16 protein-coding genes are annotated in these 22,927 nt (G+C 71.1%); 11 read left to right on the top strand and 5 right to left on the bottom strand.

Annotation, left to right across the window (positions count from 1 at the left end; genetic code table 11):
- Nucleotides 1-361: 361 nt before the first annotated feature.
- The 3 genes from AB0959_RS26355 to AB0959_RS26345 all read right to left on the bottom strand — a co-directional run bounded on the left by AB0959_RS26355 (nt 362) and on the right by AB0959_RS26345 (nt 5,213).
- Nucleotides 362-2,473 carry a non-reducing end alpha-L-arabinofuranosidase family hydrolase gene (locus AB0959_RS26355; RefSeq protein ID WP_366829027.1) on the bottom strand — a complete coding sequence of 704 codons (2,112 nt, stop codon included), beginning with the start codon at nt 2,471-2,473 and terminating at the stop codon, nt 362-364.
- A 332-nt stretch (nt 2,474-2,805) separates the two neighbouring features.
- Nucleotides 2,806-4,590: a sulfatase gene (locus AB0959_RS26350; protein ID WP_366829026.1), complete on the bottom strand. Its 1,785-nt coding sequence runs from the start codon at nt 4,588-4,590 to the stop codon at nt 2,806-2,808.
- The gene (locus tag AB0959_RS26345; protein WP_366829025.1) at nt 4,587-5,213 is read right to left on the bottom strand and encodes a PadR family transcriptional regulator; all 627 of its coding nucleotides are present in this window, start codon (nt 5,211-5,213) and stop codon (nt 4,587-4,589) included. The genes AB0959_RS26350 and AB0959_RS26345 overlap by 4 nt, the downstream gene beginning before the upstream one ends.
- A 100-nt stretch (nt 5,214-5,313) precedes the next feature.
- On the opposite strand from AB0959_RS26345, the gene AB0959_RS26340 reads away from it, so the two are divergent.
- The 9 genes from AB0959_RS26340 (at nt 5,314) to AB0959_RS26300 (ending at nt 17,066) form a co-directional block, all read left to right on the top strand.
- On the top strand, nt 5,314-5,961 hold the full coding sequence (locus tag AB0959_RS26340) for a TetR/AcrR family transcriptional regulator (RefSeq protein ID WP_366829024.1): 648 nt from the start codon (nt 5,314-5,316) through the stop codon (nt 5,959-5,961).
- 199 nt (nt 5,962-6,160) lie between these two features.
- On the top strand, nt 6,161-7,726 hold the full coding sequence (locus AB0959_RS26335; protein WP_366829023.1) for an ABC transporter substrate-binding protein: 1,566 nt from the start codon (nt 6,161-6,163) through the stop codon (nt 7,724-7,726).
- 5 nt (nt 7,727-7,731) lie between these two features.
- The gene (locus AB0959_RS26330; RefSeq protein WP_366829022.1) at nt 7,732-8,685 is read left to right on the top strand and encodes an ABC transporter permease; all 954 of its coding nucleotides are present in this window, start codon (nt 7,732-7,734) and stop codon (nt 8,683-8,685) included.
- Nucleotides 8,682-9,596 carry an ABC transporter permease gene (locus tag AB0959_RS26325; RefSeq protein ID WP_366829021.1) on the top strand — a complete coding sequence of 305 codons (915 nt, stop codon included), beginning with the start codon at nt 8,682-8,684 and terminating at the stop codon, nt 9,594-9,596. The genes AB0959_RS26330 and AB0959_RS26325 overlap by 4 nt, the downstream gene beginning before the upstream one ends.
- Nucleotides 9,593-11,896 (top strand): ABC transporter ATP-binding protein, encoded by a 2,304-nt coding sequence (locus AB0959_RS26320; RefSeq protein ID WP_366829020.1) that lies wholly within the window; start codon nt 9,593-9,595, stop codon nt 11,894-11,896. The genes AB0959_RS26325 and AB0959_RS26320 overlap by 4 nt, the downstream gene beginning before the upstream one ends.
- A gap of 57 nt (nt 11,897-11,953) precedes the next feature.
- Entirely contained in the window at nt 11,954-14,422 is a 2,469-nt protein-coding gene (locus tag AB0959_RS26315; protein WP_366829019.1) for a glycoside hydrolase family 3 C-terminal domain-containing protein, read from the top strand.
- Complete coding sequence (locus AB0959_RS26310; protein WP_366829018.1) at nt 14,419-14,562, top strand: hypothetical protein; 144 nt, start codon at nt 14,419-14,421, stop codon at nt 14,560-14,562. The genes AB0959_RS26315 and AB0959_RS26310 overlap by 4 nt, the downstream gene beginning before the upstream one ends.
- A 21-nt stretch (nt 14,563-14,583) precedes the next feature.
- Nucleotides 14,584-16,113, top strand: a complete 1,530-nt coding sequence (locus AB0959_RS26305) for a sulfatase (protein WP_366829017.1) — start codon at nt 14,584-14,586, stop codon at nt 16,111-16,113.
- 8 nt (nt 16,114-16,121) lie between these two features.
- Complete coding sequence (locus AB0959_RS26300; protein ID WP_366829016.1) at nt 16,122-17,066, top strand: formylglycine-generating enzyme family protein; 945 nt, start codon at nt 16,122-16,124, stop codon at nt 17,064-17,066.
- 36 nt (nt 17,067-17,102) lie between these two features.
- Here AB0959_RS26300 and AB0959_RS26295 read toward each other — a convergent pair whose 3' ends face one another.
- Together AB0959_RS26295 and AB0959_RS26290 are read right to left on the bottom strand one after the other, a co-directional pair.
- The gene (locus tag AB0959_RS26295) at nt 17,103-17,912 is read right to left on the bottom strand and encodes a CAP domain-containing protein (RefSeq protein ID WP_366829015.1); all 810 of its coding nucleotides are present in this window, start codon (nt 17,910-17,912) and stop codon (nt 17,103-17,105) included.
- 391 nt (nt 17,913-18,303) lie between these two features.
- A complete protein-coding gene (locus AB0959_RS26290; protein ID WP_366829043.1) occupies nt 18,304-20,595 on the bottom strand; it encodes an FdhF/YdeP family oxidoreductase in 2,292 nt (763 codons plus the stop codon).
- Between the two features lie 166 nt (nt 20,596-20,761).
- Between AB0959_RS26290 and AB0959_RS26285 the strand changes: the two genes are divergently transcribed.
- Nucleotides 20,762-21,676 carry a LysR family transcriptional regulator gene (locus AB0959_RS26285; RefSeq protein WP_366829014.1) on the top strand — a complete coding sequence of 305 codons (915 nt, stop codon included), beginning with the start codon at nt 20,762-20,764 and terminating at the stop codon, nt 21,674-21,676.
- Between the two features lie 266 nt (nt 21,677-21,942).
- The gene (locus tag AB0959_RS26280; RefSeq protein ID WP_366829013.1) at nt 21,943-22,914 is read left to right on the top strand and encodes an aldo/keto reductase; all 972 of its coding nucleotides are present in this window, start codon (nt 21,943-21,945) and stop codon (nt 22,912-22,914) included.
- Nucleotides 22,915-22,927: the final 13 nt, after the last annotated feature.

The following is a 22,927-nucleotide window of genomic DNA, read 5'->3' as shown; positions in this document are numbered from 1 at the left end:
CTGACGCGGGACAGGCACGCGCCGGGGCTGATCGCGGCGCAACGCGTCGGCCGGGACACGACTCTGCGGCTGGACGCCGCGCTGCCCGACCCGGCGGGGGCGACCCCGCACGCGAACACGACCGCCCAGGTGTACGTGCTCACCTCCGCCGGGAAGGTCGTGGATCTGGGCCCGGCCACCTTCGACCAGGCCCAGAAGGGCAGCGTGAGACTGCCGAAGGCGATCACGTCCATCACGTCCGGAACCATGTTCAGGATCGCCGTGGTCTTCGACGACACGCCCTTGATGTGGGATGCGGCGACCGCACGATGAACCGGGGCGGGGTGACCCACGAGTCGGCTCACCCCGCCGTGCGCCCGTGTCAGCAGGCGGAGTTGGTCTGGGTGAGCAGGCCGAGCCGCCACGGCAGACTGTTGTAGTCGCCGCTCGCGTTCGGGTTCAGGCCCTGGTACACGTACTGAATCCGGCACGGGTCGACCGTCAGCGTCTGGTCGTTGCCCGCGCGGACCATCTCACCGTGGCTGATGTCCCGGGTCCAGGCGCCCGCGGGGAAGGTGACGTTGCTCGCCCGCGCGAAGGGATTGCTCTCGGACGCGGCCAGAGGCGTCCACGAGCCGGCGAGACTGCCGGCGGTCCAGGACCGGAAGTAGCGCCGCCCGTCCGACCCTATGGCCTCCACGAGTAACAAGTACTGGTTGCTGCCCTGCACCTTGTACACGTTGCTCGCTTCGAACAGGGCGTACTTGTTGGAGTCCTGCATCGCGATGACCGTGTTGGTGAAGCCGTTCGGGAACTGGCCGACGGTCGTCTGGGAGCGGTAGAGGTGCCCGTTGTCGTCGGACGAGAACAGGTAGCAGTTGGCGCTGTCGCAGATCACCCACATGTCGACCCAGTAGCCGTTGCCGATGTTCTGCCTGATGATGTCCGGCATCGACGAGTAGAAGTTGCGTGGTGCGCTCCACCCGTTGGGGTTGCTGATGTCGGGGTTGGTGGAGTACGAGGCGTTGCCCGTCTGGTAGACGAGGTACCACAGGCGCTGCGGCGCGTAGTAGAACACCTGCGGCGCGGCCCGGTAGCCGGAGCCGATGGCGGTGCGGTCCAGGTAGTGGTGCGTGGCAGAACCCGCCTGGGACCAGTCGGAGAAGCTCAGGTACACCAGGTTGTATCCGGAGGCGCTCGCCGTGCTGGCGAAGACGTGCCACTTGCCGTTGTGGTAGACGACCGTCGGGTCCTTGATCCCCGCGATGTTGTGGGTCGCGTCCGGCTTCGGGGCGATCAGTGAGCCGCTGGAACTCCAGCGGAAGGAGGAGGGGAGGGCGGCGGTCGCCCCCGGAGCCGATGCCGATGCCGATGCCGATGCCGATGCCGATGCCGATGCCGATGCCGGTGCCGGTGCCGGTGCCGGTGCCGATGCCGCGCGGGTCACCGCCGTGCCGCCCATGGCCGTCAGTGCGGCCTGGTAGGCGGGCTTCTTGTTGCCGCTGTTGTCGAACAGCAGCGGGTTCTGCCCGACGCGCCAGGAGTCGCTGTCCCGGATGCCCCACACGGTGATGCCGTTGCAGCGCGCGACGTTCATGCACGCCCGCACACTGTTGGTGTAGGCCGCTGCCGGAGCCTGCGCGATGTCCAGTTCGGTGATCTGGACGTCGACGCCGAGGGCTGCGAAGTTGGAGAGCGTGGTCTGGAAGCTCGCCGGTGGGCCGCCGCTGCCGAAGTGGGCCTGGAAGCCGACGCAGTCGATGGGCACACCGCGCGCCTTGAAGTCGCGCACCATGCGGTAGACGCCCTGGGTCTTGGCGTCGCTCCAGTTCTCGATGTTGTAGTCGTTGTAACAGAGCTTGGCCGCGGGATCGGCGGAGCGTGCCGCCCGGAAGGCCTCCTCGATGAAGCCGTTGCCCAGCACGTTCTGGAAGACCGAGCCGCGGTGCTGGCCGCTGCCGCCGTCGGCGAACGCCTCGTTGACCACGTCCCAGGCGTAGATCTTGCCCCGGTAGCGGGACATGAGCGTCGTGATGTGGTTGTTCATCACGCTGCGCAGCGTGCCCGCGTCGGTGATGGAGCTGACCCAGCTGGGCAGTTGGGAGTGCCACACGAGCGTGTGGCCGCGCACGCGCTGGCCGCGTCCGAGGGCGCGGTTGACGATCTGGTCGGCGGGTCCGAAGGTGAACGAGCCGCGGGAGCGTTCCGTGGCGTCCCACTTCAGCTCGTTCTCCGGCGTGACCATGTTGAACTCGCGGTCGAGGATCCCGGTGTACGTCCCGTCGCCGAGCTTTCCGGCTGCCACGGCCGTCCCGAAGTACCGCCCGGACTGGGCCGCTTGGGCGCCGAGGGTGCTCGCCTTCGGGGCGGCGGGCGCGGCGGAGGCCGCCTGTGTGGTGGCGGCCGTGCCGGTGGCCAGCAGGGCGGAGGCGACCAGCAGGCCTAAGAGGCGGGCCCGGCGCCGGCCGGTTCTCTTGAGTTCGCGAGGGTTCATGCTTCTCCTCGAACGGTTGAGGGCGGGTGGGACGAGCGGTGGCGCGGCTCACGGGCCAGGGGATGACCTGTCCTGTCCATGTCATTCACGGATCGGCGCGTTGGCGCGCGTGGGGGCTTGCGGGCTTTGGGCCTTGCCGGGTGCGGACGGTGCGACGGTGCGAAAGTTGCGGGGCTTGGTCGGAGCCTTGTGCGCACTGGTGGGGTCGGCGTTCCGTATGTCGAACGCCCACTGTCCTGCCGAACGTTTTGGATGATAGGAGCCCCTGAGGGCGCGTCAATACCTCTCGCAGCATTCGGTGTGCAGCCCGAAATGTTTCGATGGGTCGCGCGTCACGTCCCTGAGGCGTCCAGCGCGGCCAACTCGACGGCGATGGAACGCAGTTGGTCGACCGTGATGCGTGCGACCGGGAGTGCGGCCAGGCCCATCAGGGAGATCGTGGCCATGAACTGCAGGTTCTCCGAGTCGGTGACTCCAGGGATGTGGCGGTTCAGGATGTCGGTGGCGGCGGGGTCGGCGGTCAGGACATGCACCGGGGTGCGCACGGACAGTCGGCTGTCGGGAAAGTCCTCGACCGGGGGCAACGGGCGCAGCGCGGCTTGGGCCCGCTCGCGCTGGGCGCGCACGAGCAGGTGCTCATCGGTCACCGGACCGTGCCGGGGCAGACCGAGGCGCTCGTACTGGTCGTCCGGGGCGTCGTTGGCGCGCAGAAGCTCGACCAGCAGCCCGGCCATGCGTCGTTCCACCTCGTCGTCGACGAGAGGCGCGGTCTGTTCGGGGTCGGCGGCGAGATCGAACAGGAGCGTGCCGTAGGCGCCCGGGTTGATCATCGCCCGGCCCGGGACGCGGAGGGTGCGCACGCCCTTGGTGAAGGCGAAGGGCTCGGCGAGCGTGGCGCCGGCCAGCTCGGTGGGGGTGAACATGCCGCGCATTCTGGTCGGCATCAGGGTGTGGTCGTACAACGGGGCGTTGCTGTCGTCCGTGCAGGCGCGCATGTAGACGTGGCGGCCGTCGGTGACATTGACGTGGCCCCCGAACATGCCGAACAGGCCCGCCTCGCGGACGGGCGTGTCGTCGGCGAGGACACCGCGCAGTGGCCTGCCCTGCATGTCCTCGGACAGGGGCACACCGAAGTACTCCAGCAGGGTGGGGCCGAGGTCGATGGTCTGGACGAGGGAGGCGCGGTGTTCCCCGGCGGTGCCCACGCGCGGGTCCCAGACGAACAGCGGCAGGTGGACCAGCTCGTTGTACCAGGGCAGCACGCCCTTGCCCCACCAGCTCTTCTCGCCCAGCAGCAGGCCGTGGTCGGTGTTGACGACGAGCATGGTGTCCGACCACAGGTCCAGCTCGTCCATCAGGTCCAGCACCCGGCCCAGCGAGTGGTCGCACATCGACAGCAGGGCCGCGTACTCGTAGCGCGCGTGCGCGGCCTCGTCCGCGGTCTCGGCCACTCGCTTGTAGTCGGGCCAGTCGAAGTGCGGGCCGTCGTGGTCGTGCGGATAGAGGTCCTTGAATCGCTGGTGGGAGAAGAAGGGCTCGTGCGGGTCGAACGTCTCCACCTGTACGAACCATCGGTCGGCGGCGGCGTTGGTGCGGATGAACTCGATCCCGGCGTCGAAGGTGAGGGTCTGCGGGTGCTCCTCCTCGGTGGTCATGTACTGCCGGTTGACCCAGTCCTGGCGATAGGTGGGGCGGCGCACCTCTTTGAGGTCGTCCGGGATCTTGGGGTCGGCGACCTGGCCCTTCCACGGGTCGCCCTCCTGACCGCGCAGGAACTCCCAGGTGGCGTAACGCGTGTGGTAGGTGGCGCCGCCGTCCTCCCAGTAGTGCGGATGGTCGCTGGCGAGGTGGGTGTACACGCCGTGGCGGCCCAGGATCTCCGGCACGGAGTCGTCGAACGGCTCCAGCGGCCCCCAGGAGCGGTGCAGGAAGTTGTAGCGGCCGGTGTGCAGCTCCCGCCGGGCGGGCATGCAGGGCATCGACCCCGCGTAGGCGTTGTCGAAGACGGCCGTGCGCTCGGCGAGCCGGGCGAAGTTCGGGGCGTGCGTCCAGTCGGCCCCGTAGGGCGGCAGCATGCGCCGGTTGAGACTGTCGAACATCACCATGATGGCTTTCATGCCTGCTCCTCGGGGGTGTTCGGGTCCTCAGGGTCGCCCGGGTTCTCGAAGGCCTCCGGAGCGGGATCGTCGTCCTCCAGCCACCGCCGCACGTCCTCCAGCCAGGCGACCCACCGGTCCACGGAGTCGGCGCCCCACCGGTGGACCAGATCGGCGCCCGCCTGATGGCGTACGGGGTCCAGCCCGGGAACCGGGTCGTCGAAGACGATGGTGCGGTTCCGGTGGCGGTTCCGCCTGATCTGCTGTCCGCGGTAGTCCAGTTCGGTGTTCACCAGACGGATCGCCGCCCGCCGGTCGAGGGACACGGTGGCCAGGAAGCGGTTGGTGAAGTCGGGGTCGGCGAAGCGGCTGGTGGGTTCGTAGGGCGAGCGGATCCACTCCAGCAGCGCCGCGCGTCCGGTGTCGGTCAGCCGGTAGACCTTCGCGTCCGGGCGGTGTTCGCGGGGGTCCACCCGGAAGGCGACCCAGCCGCTGTCCTGCATGCGGGCCAGGGCCCGGTAGACCTGGCTGTGGTGAATCCGGGAGCTGACGAACTGGCCCTCGGCGGACAGCCATTTACGCAGGTCGTAACCGCTGTACGGGCGTGCCGCCAGCAGCCGCAGCAGGACGTGTTCGAGTTTCACCCGTCTCCCTATGTGCGATGTCACATATGGATGGCCGAAAGTAGGCGGCGCTCGCCGTGACGTCAAGGCCCGGGACGTCGGTCTGGCTATCGTTGCCGCCATGCGTCCTGATCAGCCAGTACAGACGGGCGGCGACCGTGCCGCCGGCAAGGGGAAGGGCTCCGGCCGATATGCCAAGGGGCAGGCGCGACGCGAGGAGATCCTGCGCACCGCCCTTCAGGCCTTCGCCGATCAGGGCTTCCGGGCGACCTCGATGCGGGAGATAGCGGAGGCCGTCGGGCTCAGCCAGGCGGGGCTGCTGCACCACTTCCGTTCCAAGGACGACCTGCTCGCCGAGGTGCTGCGGCTGCGGGACGAGGAGAACTACGCCTTCAACCAGCGCTTCGGGCAGGAGGTGGGGCTCGCCGCGCTGCGCCGACTGGTGGACATGGTGGAGCTCAACGCCCGGCAGGCGGGCCTGGTGCAGCTGTACACGGTGCTGTCGGGAGAGTCCGTGAGCGCGGACCACCCCGCGCAGCCGTACTTCACGGCCCGTTACGCCGAGTTGCGGGAGCGGGTGTCGGGTTATCTGCGCGTCGCCCGGGACGAGGGGCAGATCCGCGCGGACGTGGACCTGGTGCAGGCCGCCACCGTGATCATCGCCGTGGTGGACGGCCTGCAGGTCCAGTGGTTGCTGTCACCCAAGTCGGTGGACATGGCGGAGGCCTTCTCCCGGTTCCTGGACGACTACCTGCGCGGCCTGGCGTAACCGGCACGCGCCGCTCCACTCGCACAAGCCGTCTCCTCTCGCGTAGTTCACTCCCCTCGCATACATCACTGAGCGTGTTCGGACAAACAGCGGCAACAAACCATTCACATGAATGGTTTTTCGGCCTACAGTGCTCTGCACGCCGCCCGATGCTCCGGGCGGCGACGCCCGTGACGGCGTACGGAGAGACGGGACGCTCATGACAGCCGTTCTCAGAGCCGGGCCACCGACCCGGCGCAGCACCCTTCTAGGTCTCGCGGGGCTCGGGCTCACCGGGCTGGCCACGACCAGCGGATGTCGCCTCGCCGTGAACGAGGCCCGTGGCGCGGCCGGCGACGGCGGAGCCCGCCGGGGCGGCACCCTCACAATCGCGATGAACCTCGACGCCAGGCCGGTGGCCGCCCAGTCGCACCAGGCCCAGTCGATCGTCTGGCGGCGCCTGGTCTTCGAGACCCTCACCGAGTACGACGCGACCGGCACCCCCCGGCCCCTGCTGGCGACCGGCTGGAAGGTCTCCGACGGCGGACGCACCGTCGCCCTGCGACTGCGCGACGACGTGCGATTCCACTCCGGGCGGCCCATGACCGCCGAGGACGTCGTCTACTCGCTGAAGCGGACCGCGGACCCGGCGGCGATCACGCAGGCCCGCTCGGTCAGCGCGCACATCACCGACATGATCGCCGACGGCGACCACGCCCTGCGCATCCGGTTCGGCCAGCCCGTGAGCAACCTCTTCGACATGTTCGAGATGGCCTCCATCGTCGACCGGGAGAGCGCGGCCGGACTGGTCAGCGGCAAGGAGGTGATCGGCACCGGACCCTTCGCCTGGCGGTCCTGGATCCCGGGCTCGCAGCTCACGCTCACCCGCAACCGTCACTTCCGCACCTCCGGCCGCCCGTACCTGGACCGTATCGACCTGCCCTGCATCACCGACTCGACCGCGCTGGTCACCGCCGTGCGCAGCGGGCGCGCGGACATCGCCTACGGTGTCGCCCCGCTGGACGCCAAGGGCCTGTCCAAGGACGACCGCTACGTCATCGACCTCGGCACCGCGGTGGACTACGCCGTCAGCATGGACGTGCGCGCGCACCCCTTCGACAAGCCCGAGGTGCGCCGGGCCGTCGGCTACGCCGTCGACCGCGAACGCGTCCTCAACCAGGTCTTCGCCGGATACGGCCGCGCCAGCAGCCTGTGGTGGACGGACAGGGAACCGGGCTGGAGCAGGGCGCAGTCCGACGCCTACACCTACGACCCCGCCCGCGCCCGCAGCATGATCAAACAGGCGGGGGCCGGGGGAGCGGAGGTGACGATCGACGTCATCGCGATCCCGGCCGCGCAGGCGACCGCCCAGATCGTCCGCTACGACCTGGCCGCCGCCGGGCTGAACGTGCGCACGCGCGTGATCGACCCCGTCGAGTTCTCCACCCGGCAGGCCGCCGGGAAGCTCGGCCACATGTTCATCAACGGCTACGGCATCGCCGACCTGTCGGCCGCCACGCTCGTCGGCTCGCACCCGGCGTTCGCCGCCACCAACTCCTCGCACTTCCACACCGACGCCTACACCGAGGCCATCGACCGCGCCTCGACCGCGGACAGCGGCGAACGCGACGCCGCCGTACGGGCACTGGCCGCGTACATGCAGCGGGAGGCGTTCAGCCAGTCCGTCGTGACCACACGGTCGGCCATCATCCGCTCCAAGCGGGCCCGCGGGGTGGACCTGACCTACCTCGGCTGCTTCCGCCTCGACAACGCGTACCGGGTGTGATCACGATGACCCGATTCCTGATGCGACGCCTGCCGTCCGCCGTCCTGGTGCTGATCGCCACCTCCGTGCTCGCCTTCGTCCTGCCGCGCCTCGCCGGCGGCGACCCGGCGGCCGCCGTGGCCGGCCCCGACGCCACCGCCGCCCAGATCGCCGCCGTCCGCTCCGACCTCGGCATGGACCGCCCACTGGTCAGTCAGTACGCCCACTGGCTGGCCGGGGTGGTGCGCGGCGACTTCGGCACCTCGTACATCACTGGACGGCCCGTCTCCGCGCTGCTCGAGGACCGGTTCGGCAGCACGGTGCAACTCGCCCTGGCCGCCGCCGTCCTGATGATCGTCATCGGCGTCGCGCTGGGCGTGGCCGCGGGCTCCAGCCGACGCCCGTGGGCCCGCTCCCTCCTGGACATGACCTGCACGGTGCTGCTTGCCACCCCGGCCTTCCTGACCGGTCTGCTCCTCGCCCTGCTGCTCGGGGAGGTCTGGCAGATCCTGCCCGTCAGTGGCGAGGTCTCGATGCTCACCGACCCCGAGATCGGCATCCAGTACCTGCTGCTGCCCGCACTCGCCCTGGCCCTGCCGCAAGCGGCGTCCATGGCACGGCTGATCCAGTCCGCCATGCGACAGGCCTACACCGAGGAGTACGTCCAGACGGCCGTCGCCAAGGGAGCCTCGCCCCGGAGGATCACCGTCCGGCACGTGCTGCGCAACTCCCTGGCCAGCGCCCTGGTCTCGCTCGGCATGCGGCTGGGCGAACTGCTCGGCGGCGCCATCGTCGTCGAGGCGGTCTTCGCCCGCAACGGCCTCGGGGCGCTGGCCGTGTCCAGCGCCGGATCGCGCGACTACCTCGTCGTCCAGGCGCTGGTCCTCCTGGCGGTGAGTATCGCCGTAACTCTGCAACTGCTCACCGAGATCGGGCTGTCCCTGCTCGATCCCCGGATCCGGCTGGAGGGCATCCGATGAGCACCACCGCGGACACCGCGTCCGACGGCACGGCGACCACCGTCCCGGACACCGCACCACCCTCACCCGCTGCGGCGGCACCCCGCCCCGCCGAGGGATGGCGGCGCTACCTCCACGCGGCACGCCGGCCGCGCGGCGCCGTCGGACTGTCCCTGCTCGGCCTGCTGGTGCTGGCGGCGCTGCTGGTGCCGGTCCTCAGCGACGGCTACGACCAGCAGTCGGCCACCACCTTCGTCTCCCCGTCGTGGAGCCACCCGTTCGGCACCGACGAACTGGGCCGCGACATCTTCGTACGGACGCTGTACGGGCTGCGCTCCGACCTGGTGCTGCTGTTCGTCGGCGTGCCCGTAGCGGCGGTCGTCGGCACCCTGCTGGGTATCGCCGGCGGGCTGTCCCGGTGGCTCGGAATGTTCCTCCAGCGTGTCTTCGACGTCATCCTCGGCTTCCCGGGCCTGGTGCTCGGCATCGTGATCGCGCTGATCCTCCAGCCCGGCGTGTCCGCCCTGCTGCTGACCATCGTCATCGTGCTGCTGCCCGGCTACGGGCGACTGGCGCGGGCCGCCCTGCTCACCCAGGAACAGCGCGAATACGTGCTGGCCGCCCGGGTACTGGGGGTGCCGCGGTGGCGGGTGCTCCTGCGGCACATCCTGCCCAACGCCCTCGACCCGATCATCGTGCACACGGCCATCGCCATGGTCGTGGCCGTCTTCCTGGAAACCGGCCTGTCGCTGGTCGGCCTCGGCATCCAGCCGCCGCAGCCGTCCCTGGGCACCCTGCTCAACACCGGAGTCCGCTTCCTGTCCCTCGCGCCCCTGTACGTCCTGGGCCCGACCGTGATCCTCCTGCTGCTGGCCCTGGCCTTCAGCCTGCTCTCCGACGCACTCAACGAGGCGGTGACCCGGACATCATGACCGCGAACGCGACCGAAAGAGCATCGGGGGACGACACGGTCAGGGCCGACGGCATGCTGCTGGACGCGGCCGACGTGCGGGTGTCGTTCGACACGGCGACCGGCCCCGTCACCGCCGTCCACGACGTGTCCCTGCGCATCCGCCGCGGCCGCATCACCGGCCTGGTCGGCGAGTCCGGCTCCGGCAAGTCCGTCACGGCCCGCAGTCTGATGCGCATGGTGCCCGCCCCCGGCCGGGTCACCGGCTCGGTGCGGTTCGACGGCACGGAACTGCTGACGCTGCCGGAACGGGACATGCGGGCGGTGCGCGGCGACCGGATCGCCATGGTCTTCCAGGACCCGCAGGCCTCCCTGAACCCCGTCATCACCGTCGGCAGTCAGGTGGCCGAGGCCCTGGTCGTGCACGGCACACCGCGCGGACGGGCCCGCGAGCGGGCCGTGGAACTGCTCGGCACCGTCGGCATCCCGGACCCGCGACGGCGTGCGGACGAGTACCCGCACCAGTTCTCCGGCGGCATGCGCCAGCGCGTGGTCATCGCCATGGCGCTCGCCCGCGACCCCGACCTGCTGATCGCCGACGAGCCCACCACCGCCCTGGACGTCACCATCCAGGCCCAGATCCTGCGCCTGCTGGCCGAACTGCGGGACCGCACCGGTGTGGCGGTGCTCATGATCACCCATGACATGGGCGTGGTCGCCGAACTCTGCGACGAGGTGGCGGTCATGTACGGCGGCCGCATCGTGGAGACCGGCACCACCGCCACCGTCTTCGCCGCACCCGCGCACCCCTACACCCGCGCCCTGCTGCGCGCCATGCCCCGCCTCGACGCCCCGGCCACCGCGCCCGGCGACCGCCTGTTCGCCATACCCGGCCAGCCCCCGGACCCCGCCCGGCTCCCCACCGGCTGCGCCTTCCACCCGCGTTGCGAACTGGCCGGGGAACAGTGCCTGGACTCCGTACCGGTCCTGGAACGGCTGCCCGATGACACGGCGCGCGAGGCCACGGCCCCCGAGGACACCGCGCCCGAGGACACCGCGCACGAGGCCGCGTGCTGGGTGACGGCGGCGACGGCGGCGACGGCCGGAGCCTCCGGCCCCGGCTCGCCCGGCGCGACGAGAGAGGGCGTGCCCGAGCAAGCCGACACCGGCACCCGCGTGCCGGACACGGACGCCCCGTCCGCGCCCCAGCCGCAGGGCGCACCCCCGGCTGCCCCACGCGCACCGGAACCGCCCGCCGAACGCGCCCTGGCGCACACCGGCGCCCCGGCCGCCGACTACTCCCGCACCCCCATCGGCGCCCCCATCCTGGAAGTCACGGACCTGCGCGTGAACCTCGGCACGCGGCGCGGGTTCGGCCGGCGCGGCAGCGGAGCGGTGTACGCGGTGGACGGCGTGAGCCTCACCGTGCGCGAGGGCGAGACACTGGGCCTGGTGGGCGAGTCCGGCTGCGGGAAGTCCACCCTCGCGCGGACCCTGGTCGGCATCAACCAGCCGACGGCCGGCAGCGTGCGACTGGGCGGCCGGGACGTCGCCGCGATGTCCCGCCGGGCGGCCGGCGAGGCACGGCGGAACCTCCAGTACGTCTTCCAGGACCCCTACGCCTCGCTCAACCCGCGCCGCACGGTGCGCCAGGCCCTGGACGAGGCACTGGAGGTACGCGGTGTGCCCGCCGCCGAGCGGCCCGCCCGCGCGCTGGAACTGCTGCACACCGTCGGCCTCTCGGATCGGCACCTGGACCGGCTGCCGTACGCCTTCTCCGGCGGCCAGCGGCAACGCGTCGGTATCGCCCGCGCGCTGGCCGTCGAGCCCGGGTGCCTGGTGCTGGACGAGCCGGTGTCCGCGCTGGACGTGTCCATCCAGGCGCAGATCATGAACCTGCTCGCCGACCTGCGGGACCGGCTCGGCCTCGGGTACCTGTTCATCGCCCACGACCTCGCCGTCGTCCGGCACATCAGCGACCGGGTGGCCGTGATGTACCTCGGCCGGATCATCGAGACGGGTCCGGCGGAACAGCTGTACGCCGACCCTCTTCACCCCTACACCGTGTCCCTGCTGTCCTCCTCGCCCGTCCCGCAGGTCGGCGCCGAGCGGGAGCGCATCGTCCTGCGCGGCGACCTGCCCAGCCCCAAGGACCCCCCGTCCGGCTGCCGGTTCCGCACCCGCTGCCCCATCGGCCCGCTCACCCGCCCCGAACGCACCATCTGCGCGGAGAAGACACCGGAACTCGGTGTCGGCGACCTCGTCTCGCACGGCGCGGCCTGCCACTTCCCCGGTGAGCTGACGCCGCCAGCCGCCCCGTAGACCGGCACCCCTGCCCCACCCCTCTCCTCACCCTCCTCCAGAGCGACAAGGAGCACGATGACGCGCCCGAACGCGGACGCCCTGCCCACCGACGACGACACGGCGGCGAAGCTGGTCGCCTCGCTCTCCCTGGAGCGCAAGGTCCGCCTGCTCACCGGAGGGACGTTCTGGCGCACCCATGCCGAACCCGCCGTCGGTCTTGAGCCGATGCTCCTGTCCGACGGGCCCTCCGGTGTGCGCGGCGAGCACTGGGACGAGCGGGCCCCCTCCCTCAGCCTGCCGTCCGCCACCTGCCTGGCCGCCGCCTGGGACACCGAACTCGCCCGCCAGTACGGTGAGGTACTGGCGGGCGAGGCGCGGGCCAAGGGAGTGCACGCCGTTCTCGGGCCCACGATCAACCTGCACCGCAGCCCGCTCGGCGGCCGGCACTTCGAGTGCTTCTCCGAGGACCCGTTCCTGTCGGGCGCGCTCGCCGCGGGCTTCGTCCGCGGTCTCCAGGAGCACGGCGTGGCGGCCGTACCCAAGCACTACGTGGCCAACGACTCCGAGACCGACCGGCTCACCGTGGACGTCCGCGCGGACGAGCGCACCCTGCGCGAGGTCTACCTCGCTCCCTTCGAGACGGCGGTCACCGAGGGCGGGGCATGGGCGGTGATGTCCGCGTACAACGCGGTCAACGGAGTGACCATGAGCGAGAACGACCTGCTCCGGCATCCTCTGTGCACCGAGTGGGGCTTCGACGGAGTGGTCGTCTCGGACTGGACGGCCGTGCGTTCCACCGAGGCCAGCGCCGCCGCCCGGCAGGACCTCGCGATGCCGGGCCCCAAGAGCCCGTGGGGCGACCTGCTGGTCGCGGCCGTACGCGAGGGCCGGGTGCCGGAGGCGGCCGTCGACGAGAAGGTGCTGCGCCTGCTGCGGCTGGCCGCCCGGGTGGGGGCGCTGGACGGTCACGCGCTCCCGGATCGCGCCCCGCGGATCCCGGCTGACTTCGCCCGCCGGGCGGCCGCGGCGGGCATGGTCCTCGTGCGCAACGCCCCCGGCGGCCTGCCCTGGTCCTCCGGCGACCTGCGGTCCGTCGCGGTCAGCGGCCAGGTCGCCCGCACGCCCCGCGTCCAGGGCGGTGGCAGCGCGTCCGTGGTCCCGACCGGCACAACGTCGCCGCTCGACGCCCTGCGGGCCGCCCTCCCGGGCGCGGCCGTCTCCTACGACATCGGCACGGTCGTCTCCGACGCGCCGGTGCCGTTGCCCCCGCACACCCTCACCAACCCGGTCACCGGCGGCACCGGGCTGCGGGCGCGGTTCCTGGACGAGGACGGAGGCGAAGTGTTCGGCGAGAACAGGTTCGCCACCGATCTGGTGTGGTTCGGCACCACCCCGCCCGGCTCCCGCACCCTGGAGCTCATCACCCGGTTCCGCCCCGGGGAGGAAGGCCCGGCGGAACTGGCCGTGGCCTCCGCCGGGCACACCGTCCTGTACGTCGACGGCGAGCCGGTCCTGGAGGCCGACTTCCGCGCCGACAGCACGAAGGTCCTGGTGGCGGAGCTGTTCGTACCGCCCACCGCCTCAACGCCGGTCCAGCTGGAGGCCGGGCGGGAGATCGAGCTGAGGGTCGTGCACGACCTGACCTCACGGGACGGGGCCAGCCTCACCGGTTCCGTGGTCCTGGCCTTCGGCCTGCTGCCGGTCGTGTCCGATCCGGAGGCGGAGATCGCCCGCGCCGCCGAGCGTGCCCGCGACGCCGAGGTGGCGGTGGTCGTCGTGGGCACCACGAGCCGGGCGGAGAGCGAGGGCCGGGACCGCGCCACGCTCGCCCTGCCGGGACGCCAGGACGACCTGGTCCGCGCCGTGGCCGCCGCGAACCCGCGTACGGTCGTCGTGGTGAACGCCGGCAGCCCGGTGCTCATGCCGTGGCGCGACGAGGTCGCCGCGGTGCTGCTGACCTGGTTCCCGGGGCAGGACTTCGGCCCCGCGCTCGCCGACGTGCTGCTCGGCGTGCGCGAGCCGGGCGGCCGGCTGCCGACCACCTGGCCCGCCGCCGAGGAAGACGTCCCGGTGCTGTCCACCAGCCCCGTGGACGGCCGGCTCGACTACTCCGAGGGCCTGCACATCGGCTACCGGGCCTGGCTGCGCGCCGGCCGCGCACCGGCGTACGCATTCGGCCACGGCCTCGGCTACACCACCTGGCGTCTCGACAGCCTGGCCCTGCCCTCCCGTATCCGCCCGGGCGACGCTCCGATGGTCACGGTACGGGTCGCCAACACCGGCTCCCGCCCCGGCCGACAGGTCGTGCAGGTGTACCTGTCCCGGCCGGACAGCGCCCTGGACCGCCCGGTGCGCTGGCTGGCGGGCTTCGCGCCCGTCCACCTGGCCCCCGGCGAGAGCGCCGAGGTCGCCGTCGACCTGCCGGCCCGGGCCTTCGCCCACTGGGACGGCGGAGCCTGGCGCCACGAGGCCGGCGTCTTCCTGGTGCACGCCGGCACCGCCGCCGACGACACCCCTCTGACCGAGGAGGTACACGTCGCATGACCACCCGACCCCACCCCGTCGTCGTCGAGCCCGACCCGTCGCGGGCCGGCACTCCGCGCGGCTTCGGCGCCGCCCGGGGCCGGCCGGTGCCCTCCGCCGGGGCGGCGGTGGCCGCTCACGTCATCCTGACCACGCTCTGACCGCAGCCTCCGGAGGCCCCCATGCGCGTCATCTACGTCGACGTCGACACCCTGCGCGCCGACCACACCCAGCCGTACGGATACCAGCGCCCCACCACCCCGAACCTCCAGCGGCTCGCCGACCGCGGAGTCGTCTTCGACCGCTACTACTGCTCCGACTCCCCGTGCCTGCCCTCGCGGACCGCGCTGACCAGCGGGCAGTTCGGCATCACCAACGGCGTCGTCGGACACTTCGGCGAGGCCGCCCGCTTCCGGCTCGACTCCGGGCACCGGCCGGACCGCGACCGCCCGCTGCTCGGCCAGCGGCTCCAGGACCACGGCTGGTACACGGCGATGGTCTCGATGTTCGCCGAGCGCCACCGGGCGTATTTCTTCCACGGCAACTTCCGCGAGGCCATCCGCGCCACGGGAGAGATCAACGACGAGCAGGCACACGAGATCAACGCCGTCGCGCTGGACTGGATCCGCCGCCACGCCGACCAGGACGACTGGTACCTGCACCTGACCTACTGGGAACCGCACACCGACTACCTCATCGGCCCGGAGTGGGTGAACCGGGCCGCCGAGTCGGGCCCCGCCCCGGCCTGGCCCGACCAGGCCGCCATCGACCAACACGCCGAGGTCTACGGCCCGCGCAGCGCCCTCGACCTGCACTACTTCCGGGGCCCGCGCTCATCCGTCGTGCCGGACGCCATGCCGGACTCCATCCGCACCCGCGAGGACTTCGAACTGCTCGCGAACGGGTACGACGGGGCCGTCATGTACTGGGACCACCACTTCGGCCATCTGCTGCGCACGCTGGAGGAGCTGGGCATCGCCGACGACACCGCGATCATCGTCAGCGCCGACCACGGAGAGTCCCTCGGCGAGCAGGGCTCGTACGCCGAACACGGCCTGGCGAACGAGCCCACCCACCGCGTGCCCCTGGTCGTGTACTGGCCGGGGCTGACGGACGACCTCCCGGACCACGCCCGCCACTGTGACGCCCTGCTCTACAACATCGACTACGCACCCACCCTGTGCGACCTGCTCGGCGTCCCCGTGCCGCCCGGCTGGCAGGGCACGTCGTTCGCCGCGGCGCTGCGCGGAGAGCCGATCGAGTCCCGGGAGTACCTCGTCCTGGGCCACGGCGCCCACACCTACCAACGAGCCGTACGAACCCGAGACCACCTCTACATCCGCACCTACCACCCCGGTTGCTTCCGTGCCGAGTGGGAGTCGCTGTTCGACGTCACCGCCGACCCGCACCTGACCCGCGACCTGCTCGCGGACGAGCCGGCGCTCGCCGACCGGATGCGCTCGCACCTGGCGGAGTGGTGGATGCGGTACGCGGGTGGCCCCGGCGCTCTGCCGGACCCGATGCAGACCACTCTCCAGACCGGCCCCACCTACTACAACGACCCAGCGGCGTACGCTCGACACCTGCGGGCCACCGGCCGCTCCGCGCTGGCCGAGGACCTGGAGACACGCCTCGCGCCCACCGGCGGGGCGACCCGTGTGTCCTGGCACGCCCCGCACATCCCCGACGTACGCCTCGCGGAAAGGACGTAACGCCGCGCATGTCCTCGCACTGCTGCTCACCCGGCCGGAACTCGGGATCCACTCCGATCGCCACGTCAACAGCGCCTGTCGGCACGGGCGGCGCGGTTCCGCGTGAGAGCGCGGTGCGCCTGGCCGGCGGTACGTTCCTGATGGGCAGCGAGGACGAGGACGTCAATCCCGGCGACGGCGAGGGCCCGGTCCGCGAGGTCAGGGTGAGCCCGTTCGCCATCGACGCGCACTGCGTGACCAACGACCGGTTCGCGGCCTTCGTGGAGGCGACCGGCCACCGCACCGACGCCGAGCGGTTCGGCTGGTCGTACGTCTTCGCCAAGTTCCTGCCGGGCGAGCTGCGCAGGGTGTCTCCCCGGCCCGACAGCACTCCGTGGTGGTGCGGGGTGCGAGGGGCGTACTGGGCGCGACCGGAGGGCCCGGGCAGCGACCTGTCCGGCCGCGGGGACCACCCGGTGGTGCACGTGTCCTGGACGGACGCGCTCGCCTTCTGCGCGTGGGAGGGGGCACGGCTGCCCACCGAGGCGGAGTGGGAGTACGCCGCCAGGGGTGGCCTGGAGCAGGCCCGTTACCCCTGGGGCGACGAGCTGACCCCCGACGGTGAGCACCGCTGCAACATCTGGCAGGGCCGCTTCCCCTTCCACAACACCGCCGAGGACGGCTACACCGGCACGGCCCCCGTCAGCGCGTACGAGCCCAACGGCCACGGCCTCCACAACGTCGCCGGAAACGTCTGGGAGTGGTGCGCGGACCGGTGGGCCACCACCCACGCGCAGGGCGTGCCGTGTGTCGATCCGGTGGGCCCCCGCCAGGGCGACAACCGCGTCATGCGCGGGGGCTCGTACCTGTGCCACGCCTCGTACTGCAACCGCTACCGCGTGGCGGCGCGCACCAGCAACAGCCCGGACAGCTCCGGCGGCAACACCGGCTTCCGCGTCGCCTGGGACACGTGAACGCCGTGCCGGTGACCGCCGCGTCGTGAATGCCGCTCACCGGGCGGTGGCGAAGTCCTGGGTCCAGTAGGTGCTTGCGAGACCGACACCGATCTCCTTGAACGCACAGTTGAGGATGTTGGCCTTGTGGCCGGGGCTGGCCATCCAGCCCGCCATGACCTGCTCGGGAGTGGTGTAGCCGTAGGCGACGTTCTCGCCGTAGGTGCTCCAGGTGTAGCCGGCACGCGTGAGCCGGTCGCCCGGGGAGGATCCGTCGGATCCGGTGTGGGACATGTTCCGGTGGGTCGCCATGTCCTTGCTGTGTGCCTGTGCGGCCTTGGTCAGGGTCGCGTCCAGGGTGACGCGCGAGCAACCCGCCTTGACGCGCTGGGCGTTGACGAGCTCAACGATGCGAGCGACGGTGCCGGACGCCGTGGCGGTGGCCTTCGGAGTGCTGGAGGGCGTGGTGGAGGGCGTGCTGGTCTTGGCCTTGGGCTTGGGAGCCGTGGTCTTCGGAGCGCTGGAAGGTGTGGTGGCCCTGGGCTTGGGCGCGGTGGTCTTCCGAGTGCCCGCGGAAGCGGCCGGAGTCTTCGACGGCGCCGCGGTGGGCTTGCTGTCCTCGTCGTCCTTCCAGCCGTGATGTCGGCCGTGATGTCGGCCGTGGTGCCGGCCGTGATGTCGGCCGTGATGCCGGTCGGCATCCTTCCGCCAGTCCTTGCTGCTCCTCTCGGAGCCGGGGGACCGGTGTCCCTCGCCGTCCTGCCACTGGCCACAGGCCATGGCGACGGACGGCACACCCACGGCGCCGATGGTGACGGCGGCGATGACCATGCGCCGGTAGTGCTTCTTGTGGCGATGCTTCCCCATGCGTGACCTCATTCGGTAACCGCCGAGCGCCCTTGCCCGGCCGACTCTGCGCAGAACCCCTCCTGAACTGCGGAAAGGTCCCGAGGGCCGCCATTCTTAGGAGGCCTTCACACGGAGCACAAAGGGCCCGGCTACGACGTCGCTTCGTAGTTTTTGAGGGCCCTTGTCAGGGGTGCGGGAGGGTGCTGGTGGGGCTTCCGGGGTGGTCGCGGAATTCTGTCAGCCCGTCAGAAATCGGCGGTCGTACGAGGACGAGCGACGGAGCGGCGTGGGCAGACCGTCGCCGGGGCAGGTGAGACGAGGGATCGAGGCAAGCCGGACAAGTCCCATATGTCACCTGAGCGTCATCAACTACCCGGCATGCTTAGTAGTACAGCCGGTGTGACACATGTCACTCAGTCGCTGCTCGCTCCAGGCGGACGATCACACTCTTCGACGTCGGGGTGTTGCTGATGTCCGCGACGCTGTCGAGCGGCACCAGGACGTTGGTCTCCGGGTAGTAGGCGGCGGCCGAACCCGGGGGAGTGGGGTAGCCGACGACGCGGAAGGCGTCCGCGCGGCGCTCGGAGCCGTCGGACCAGACGCCGATCAGGTCGACGAGGTCGCCGTCGGCGAGGCCCAGGTCGGCGAGGTCGGCCGGGTTCACGAGGACCACACGCCGGCCGCCCTTGATACCCCGGTAACGGTCGTCCATCGCGTAGGGGATGGTGTTCCACTGGTCGTGCGACCGCAGGGTCTGCAGGACCAGATGGCCCTTGGGCGCCTGGAGCATCGTGAAGTCGTTGACGCTGAAGACGGCCTTGCCGCCGGGCGTGCGGAACACCCGCTCGTTGACCGGGTTCGGCAGGCGGAATCCGCCCGGCCGCCGCACCCGCTCGTTGAAGTCCTCGAAGCCGTCGACGACCCGCGAGATGCGGTCACGGACGAGGTCGTAGTCGGTCTCGAAGTCCGCCCAGGGGACGTCCGGTTCGGAGCCCAGAACCCTGCGGGCGAGGCGGGTGATGATCGACACCTCGCTGAGCAGGCCCGGGGACGCAGGGGCGAGTCGGCCACGCGTGGCGTGGACCTCGCTCATGGAGTCCTCGACCGTCATGAACTGCTCGCCGCCCGCCTGGACGTCACGGTCGCTGCGGCCGAGCGTCGGCAGGATCAGCGCCGTACGTCCGCACACCGCGTGCGACCGGTTGAGCTTGGTCGAGATGTGCGCGGTCAGCCGGCAGTTGCGCAGGGCGCGCTCGGTGACGTCGCTGTCGGGGGTCGCGCGGACGAAGTTGCCCGCGACGCCGACGAAGACCTTGGCCCATCCGTCGCGCATGGCCCGGATGGAGTCGACCGAGTCCAGACCGTGCGCCGTCGGCGGGGTGAACGCGAACTCCTGTCCCAGACGGTCCAGGAAAGGACGGGGCATCCGCTCCCAGATGCCCATCGTGCGGTCGCCCTGGACGTTGCTGTGCCCGCGCACCGGGCACACCCCCGCACCCGGGCGGCCGATGTTGCCCCGCAGGAGAAGGAAGTTGACGACCTCGCGGATGGTGGGCACGCCGTGCTTGTGCTGGGTCAGACCCATGGCCCAGCAGACGATGACGCCACGGCTCGCCAGGACCCGCTCGTGCACCTGCTCGATCTCGTCCCTGCTCAGCCCGGTGGCCTCGAGCACGGCGTCCCACGACGTGTCGCGGATGTGCTCGGCGAAGGCGTCGTAGCCGGTGGTGTGCGCCTCGATGAACTCGCGGTCCAGGACGGTGCCCGGCTCCTTGTCCTCCGCCTCGAGCAGCAGCAGGTTCAGCGCCTGGAACAGGGCGAGGTCGCCGCCGGGCCGTATCTGCAGGAACTGGTCGGCGATGTCCGTGCCGCGGCCGATGACACCGCGCGCCTTCTGCGGGTGCTTGAAGCGCAGCAGTCCCGCCTCGGGCAGTGGGTTGACGGCGACGACCTGGCCGCCGCGGCGCTTGGTCTCCTCCAGCGCGGACAGCATGCGCGGGTGGTTGGTGCCGGGGTTCTGGCCGACGACGAAGACGAGGTCGGCGTTGTAGAGGTCGTCGAGGCTGACACTGCCCTTGCCGATGCCCAGGGTCTCGTTCAGCGCCGAGCCGCTGGACTCGTGGCACATGTTGGAGCAGTCCGGCAGGTTGTTGGTGCCGAAGGCCCGGGCGAACAACTGGAGCAGGAACGCCGGCTCGTTGGCCAGCCGCCCGGAGGTGTAGAAGAGGGCCTCGTCCGGGTCGTCCAGGGCGCGCAGTTCGCCGGCGAGCAGATCCAGCGCCTCGTCCCAGCCGATCGGCTCGTAGTGGGTCGCGCTCTCGCGCAGCACCATCGGCTCGGTGAGCCGTCCCTGCTGGTTGAGCCAGTAGTCGGACTTCCGGCTCAGCTCGTCCACCGAGTACTGGCGGAAGAAGTCCGCGGTGACCCTGCGCGAGGTGGCCTCGTCGGCGATGTGCTTGGCGCCGTTCTCGCAGTACTCGTTGCGGTGCCGCTGCCCCGGGGCGGGCTCGGGCCAGGCACAGCCGGGGCAGTCGAAGCCCTTCGCCTGGTTGATGTTGAGCAGGGTCAGCGCGGTGCGCTTCGGGGACGTCTGGCCCAGCGCGTACCTCAGGGCGTGGACGACCGCGGGAGCGCCGGTGGCCCACGTCTTGGGAGCCGTCACCGACAGCTCGCCCTCATCCGGTTCGTCGAAGTCCCGCACCGAGCACCACGCCCTCTTCCCGCCGACGGTTCGCACGACACTCTTCGTCAGCGCGTCGCACCAGGTCAAAGCGGAAGTTCCTATCGCGTGACAGGCGGCACCGATCAGTGCAGCGTGATGCGGGACCACCGGCGCGGGACGGCCGGATGCGAGGGATCATGGGAAGGTGCTGCTGCGCCAACTCGAGTACCTCGTCGCCCTTGCCCGCGCCCGTCACTTCGCGAAGGCGGCGCAGGCCTGCTACGTCTCCCAGCCGGCCCTGTCCGAGGGCATCCGGAAACTGGAGGAGGAGCTCGGCATCCCCCTGGTCCGGCGCGGTCGCAGGTTCGAAGGGTTCACACCGGAGGGGGAGCGGGTCGTCCTGTGGGCGCGGCGCATCCTCGCCGACCGGGACGCGATGCAGGGTGAGATCCAGGCACTGCGTGCCGGGCTGAGCGGCCGCCTGCGCATCGGCACCGTCCCGACCGCCGCCACGGCGGTCGCCCTGCTGACCCAGCCGTTCTGCGCCGCCAACCCGCTGGCGACCGTCCAGGTCTTCGCCGACCTGCAGTCCGTGGACATCGTCAACCGTCTTAAGGCGTACGAGCTCGACGCCGCCGTGACCTATCACAGCACCGTCGTCGAACACGGCTTCAAGTTCGTCCCCCTGTACCAGGAGCGCTACGTCCTGCTGATCCGGCGTTCCGCCCCCGACTCCGGCCCGGCCGAGATCTCCTGGGAGGAGGCCGCCCAGTACCCCCTGTGCCTGCTGCACCCCGGGATGCAGGGGCGCCAGGTCCTGGAGGCGGCCTTCGAGGCGGTCGGCGTCTCCGTGACCCCACGGGTCGAGACCGACTCGATCGCCTCCCTGTTCGCACAGGTCAGGGCCGGTCACTGGGCGAGCATCGTGCCGCACGCCTGGCTGCACGTCTTCGGTGTCCCCGCCGGCATGCACGCCGTCCCGCTCGTCCGCCCGGTCCGCACGGAGCGGATCGGCCTGGTGCTCCCGGCGCGCGAGCCCGTCTCCGTGATGGGGCAGGCGCTGATCGACGTCGCCGACCGGGCCGGCGTCTCCGCGACGCTGGAACGGCTCCCCGACTGAGGGCTGTCCCGCTGGGCGCCTGGGTTACGCAGCTGTCGAGGAGGGCGAGCCCTCTCCCGTCCCATATCCGCAGGCCGCCGCAAGGCCGCACCGCCGCACCCCGTCCCGGTTCCCGAAGCGTGTCGCCGGTTCGAAAGTTTCGCTGCCCTTCGGCGCTGTCGTCCGAGTGCCCCGGTCTGTAGCGTCGTGCGGGCACGTCTGATGCCGGCAGGCGGCACGGGAAAGCGGCCCCGCCAGGGGTGTCACCCAGGGGGTACGGACAGCGCATGCGTTATCGGGAACTCGGCCGCACCGGACTGACCGTGTCCGAGATCGGCTACGGCGCCTGGGGACTGGGCCAGGGTGCCTGGGTCGGCGCCGACGACGACTCCGGCGTGCGCGCCCTGCACCGCGCCATCGACCTGGGCGTCACCTTCATCGACACCGCCAGGGCCTACGACCGCAGTGAGCGCGTCGTCGGCCGTGCGCTCAAGGAACTCCGGGGTGGCGGGGACGGCGTACACGTGGCGACGAAGGTCGGACCGAAGGTCCCGGTCTCCCTGGCGCCCAGCGGAGTCGACCCCATGGAGGCGTTCCCCGGCTCGCACCTCCGCGAGAGCCTGGAGACCAGCCTGCGCGAACTGGGCCGCGACCACGTCGACCTCCTTCAGCTGCACACCTGGGAGGACGAGTGGACCGGACGCGGCGACTGGCTTGAGACGGTCGACGCCCTCAAGCGGGAGGGCAGGATCAGGTTCTTCGGGATCTCCGTCAAGGACCACCGGCCCGAGAACGTGCTCACGGTGCTGCGTACCGGCGTGGTGGACGCGGTCCAGGTCATCTACAACATCTTCGAACAGGCCCCGTCCGACGCCCTGCTGCCGGCCTGCGAGGAGTACGGCGTCGGTGTGATCGGCCGGGTCGCACTCGACGAAGGCGCCCTCACGGGCTCGATCCGTGCGGGCGTCACCTTCCCGGAGGGCGACTGGCGCAACTGGTACTTCAGGGAGGACCGGCCCGCCCAGGTCGAAAAGCGCGTGGAAGCGATCCTCACCGACCTGGGGACCTCTGTCGGGGAACTCCCGTCCATCGCCCTGCGCTTCGCCCTCGCCGGCCAGGCGGTCTCCACGGTCGTCGTCGGGATGCGGTCGCTGACGAACGTGGAACGCAACGCGGCGATCGCCGACGCGCCGCCGCTCACCGCACACCAACTCTCGCTGCTGGCAGGGCATCGCTGGGGTAAGAACTTCTACAGCTGATACGCGGCGTCTG

This window comes from Streptomyces sp. NPDC046862 (assembly GCF_040704615.1).
GTDB lineage: Bacteria > Actinomycetota > Actinomycetes > Streptomycetales > Streptomycetaceae > Streptomyces.
The sequence above is the reverse complement of the archived record's forward strand: the minus strand, read 5'-3'. Positions and strand labels throughout refer to the sequence as shown.

Coding starts and splice junctions, on each gene's coding strand:
- AB0959_RS26355 (WP_366829027.1), bottom strand. CDS start 2,473: ATGAACCCTCGCGAACTCAAGAGAACCGGCCGGCGCCGGGCCCGCCTC.
- AB0959_RS26350 (WP_366829026.1), bottom strand. CDS start 4,590: ATGAAAGCCATCATGGTGATGTTCGACAGTCTCAACCGGCGCATGCTG.
- AB0959_RS26340 (WP_366829024.1), top strand. CDS start 5,314: ATGCGTCCTGATCAGCCAGTACAGACGGGCGGCGACCGTGCCGCCGGC.
- AB0959_RS26335 (WP_366829023.1), top strand. CDS start 6,161: ATGACAGCCGTTCTCAGAGCCGGGCCACCGACCCGGCGCAGCACCCTT.
- AB0959_RS26330 (WP_366829022.1), top strand. CDS start 7,732: ATGACCCGATTCCTGATGCGACGCCTGCCGTCCGCCGTCCTGGTGCTG.
- AB0959_RS26325 (WP_366829021.1), top strand. CDS start 8,682: ATGAGCACCACCGCGGACACCGCGTCCGACGGCACGGCGACCACCGTC.
- AB0959_RS26320 (WP_366829020.1), top strand. CDS start 9,593: ATGACCGCGAACGCGACCGAAAGAGCATCGGGGGACGACACGGTCAGG.
- AB0959_RS26315 (WP_366829019.1), top strand. CDS start 11,954: ATGACGCGCCCGAACGCGGACGCCCTGCCCACCGACGACGACACGGCG.
- AB0959_RS26310 (WP_366829018.1), top strand. CDS start 14,419: ATGACCACCCGACCCCACCCCGTCGTCGTCGAGCCCGACCCGTCGCGG.
- AB0959_RS26305 (WP_366829017.1), top strand. CDS start 14,584: ATGCGCGTCATCTACGTCGACGTCGACACCCTGCGCGCCGACCACACC.
- AB0959_RS26300 (WP_366829016.1), top strand. CDS start 16,122: ATGTCCTCGCACTGCTGCTCACCCGGCCGGAACTCGGGATCCACTCCG.
- AB0959_RS26295 (WP_366829015.1), bottom strand. CDS start 17,912: ATGGGGAAGCATCGCCACAAGAAGCACTACCGGCGCATGGTCATCGCC.
- AB0959_RS26280 (WP_366829013.1), top strand. CDS start 21,943: ATGCGTTATCGGGAACTCGGCCGCACCGGACTGACCGTGTCCGAGATC.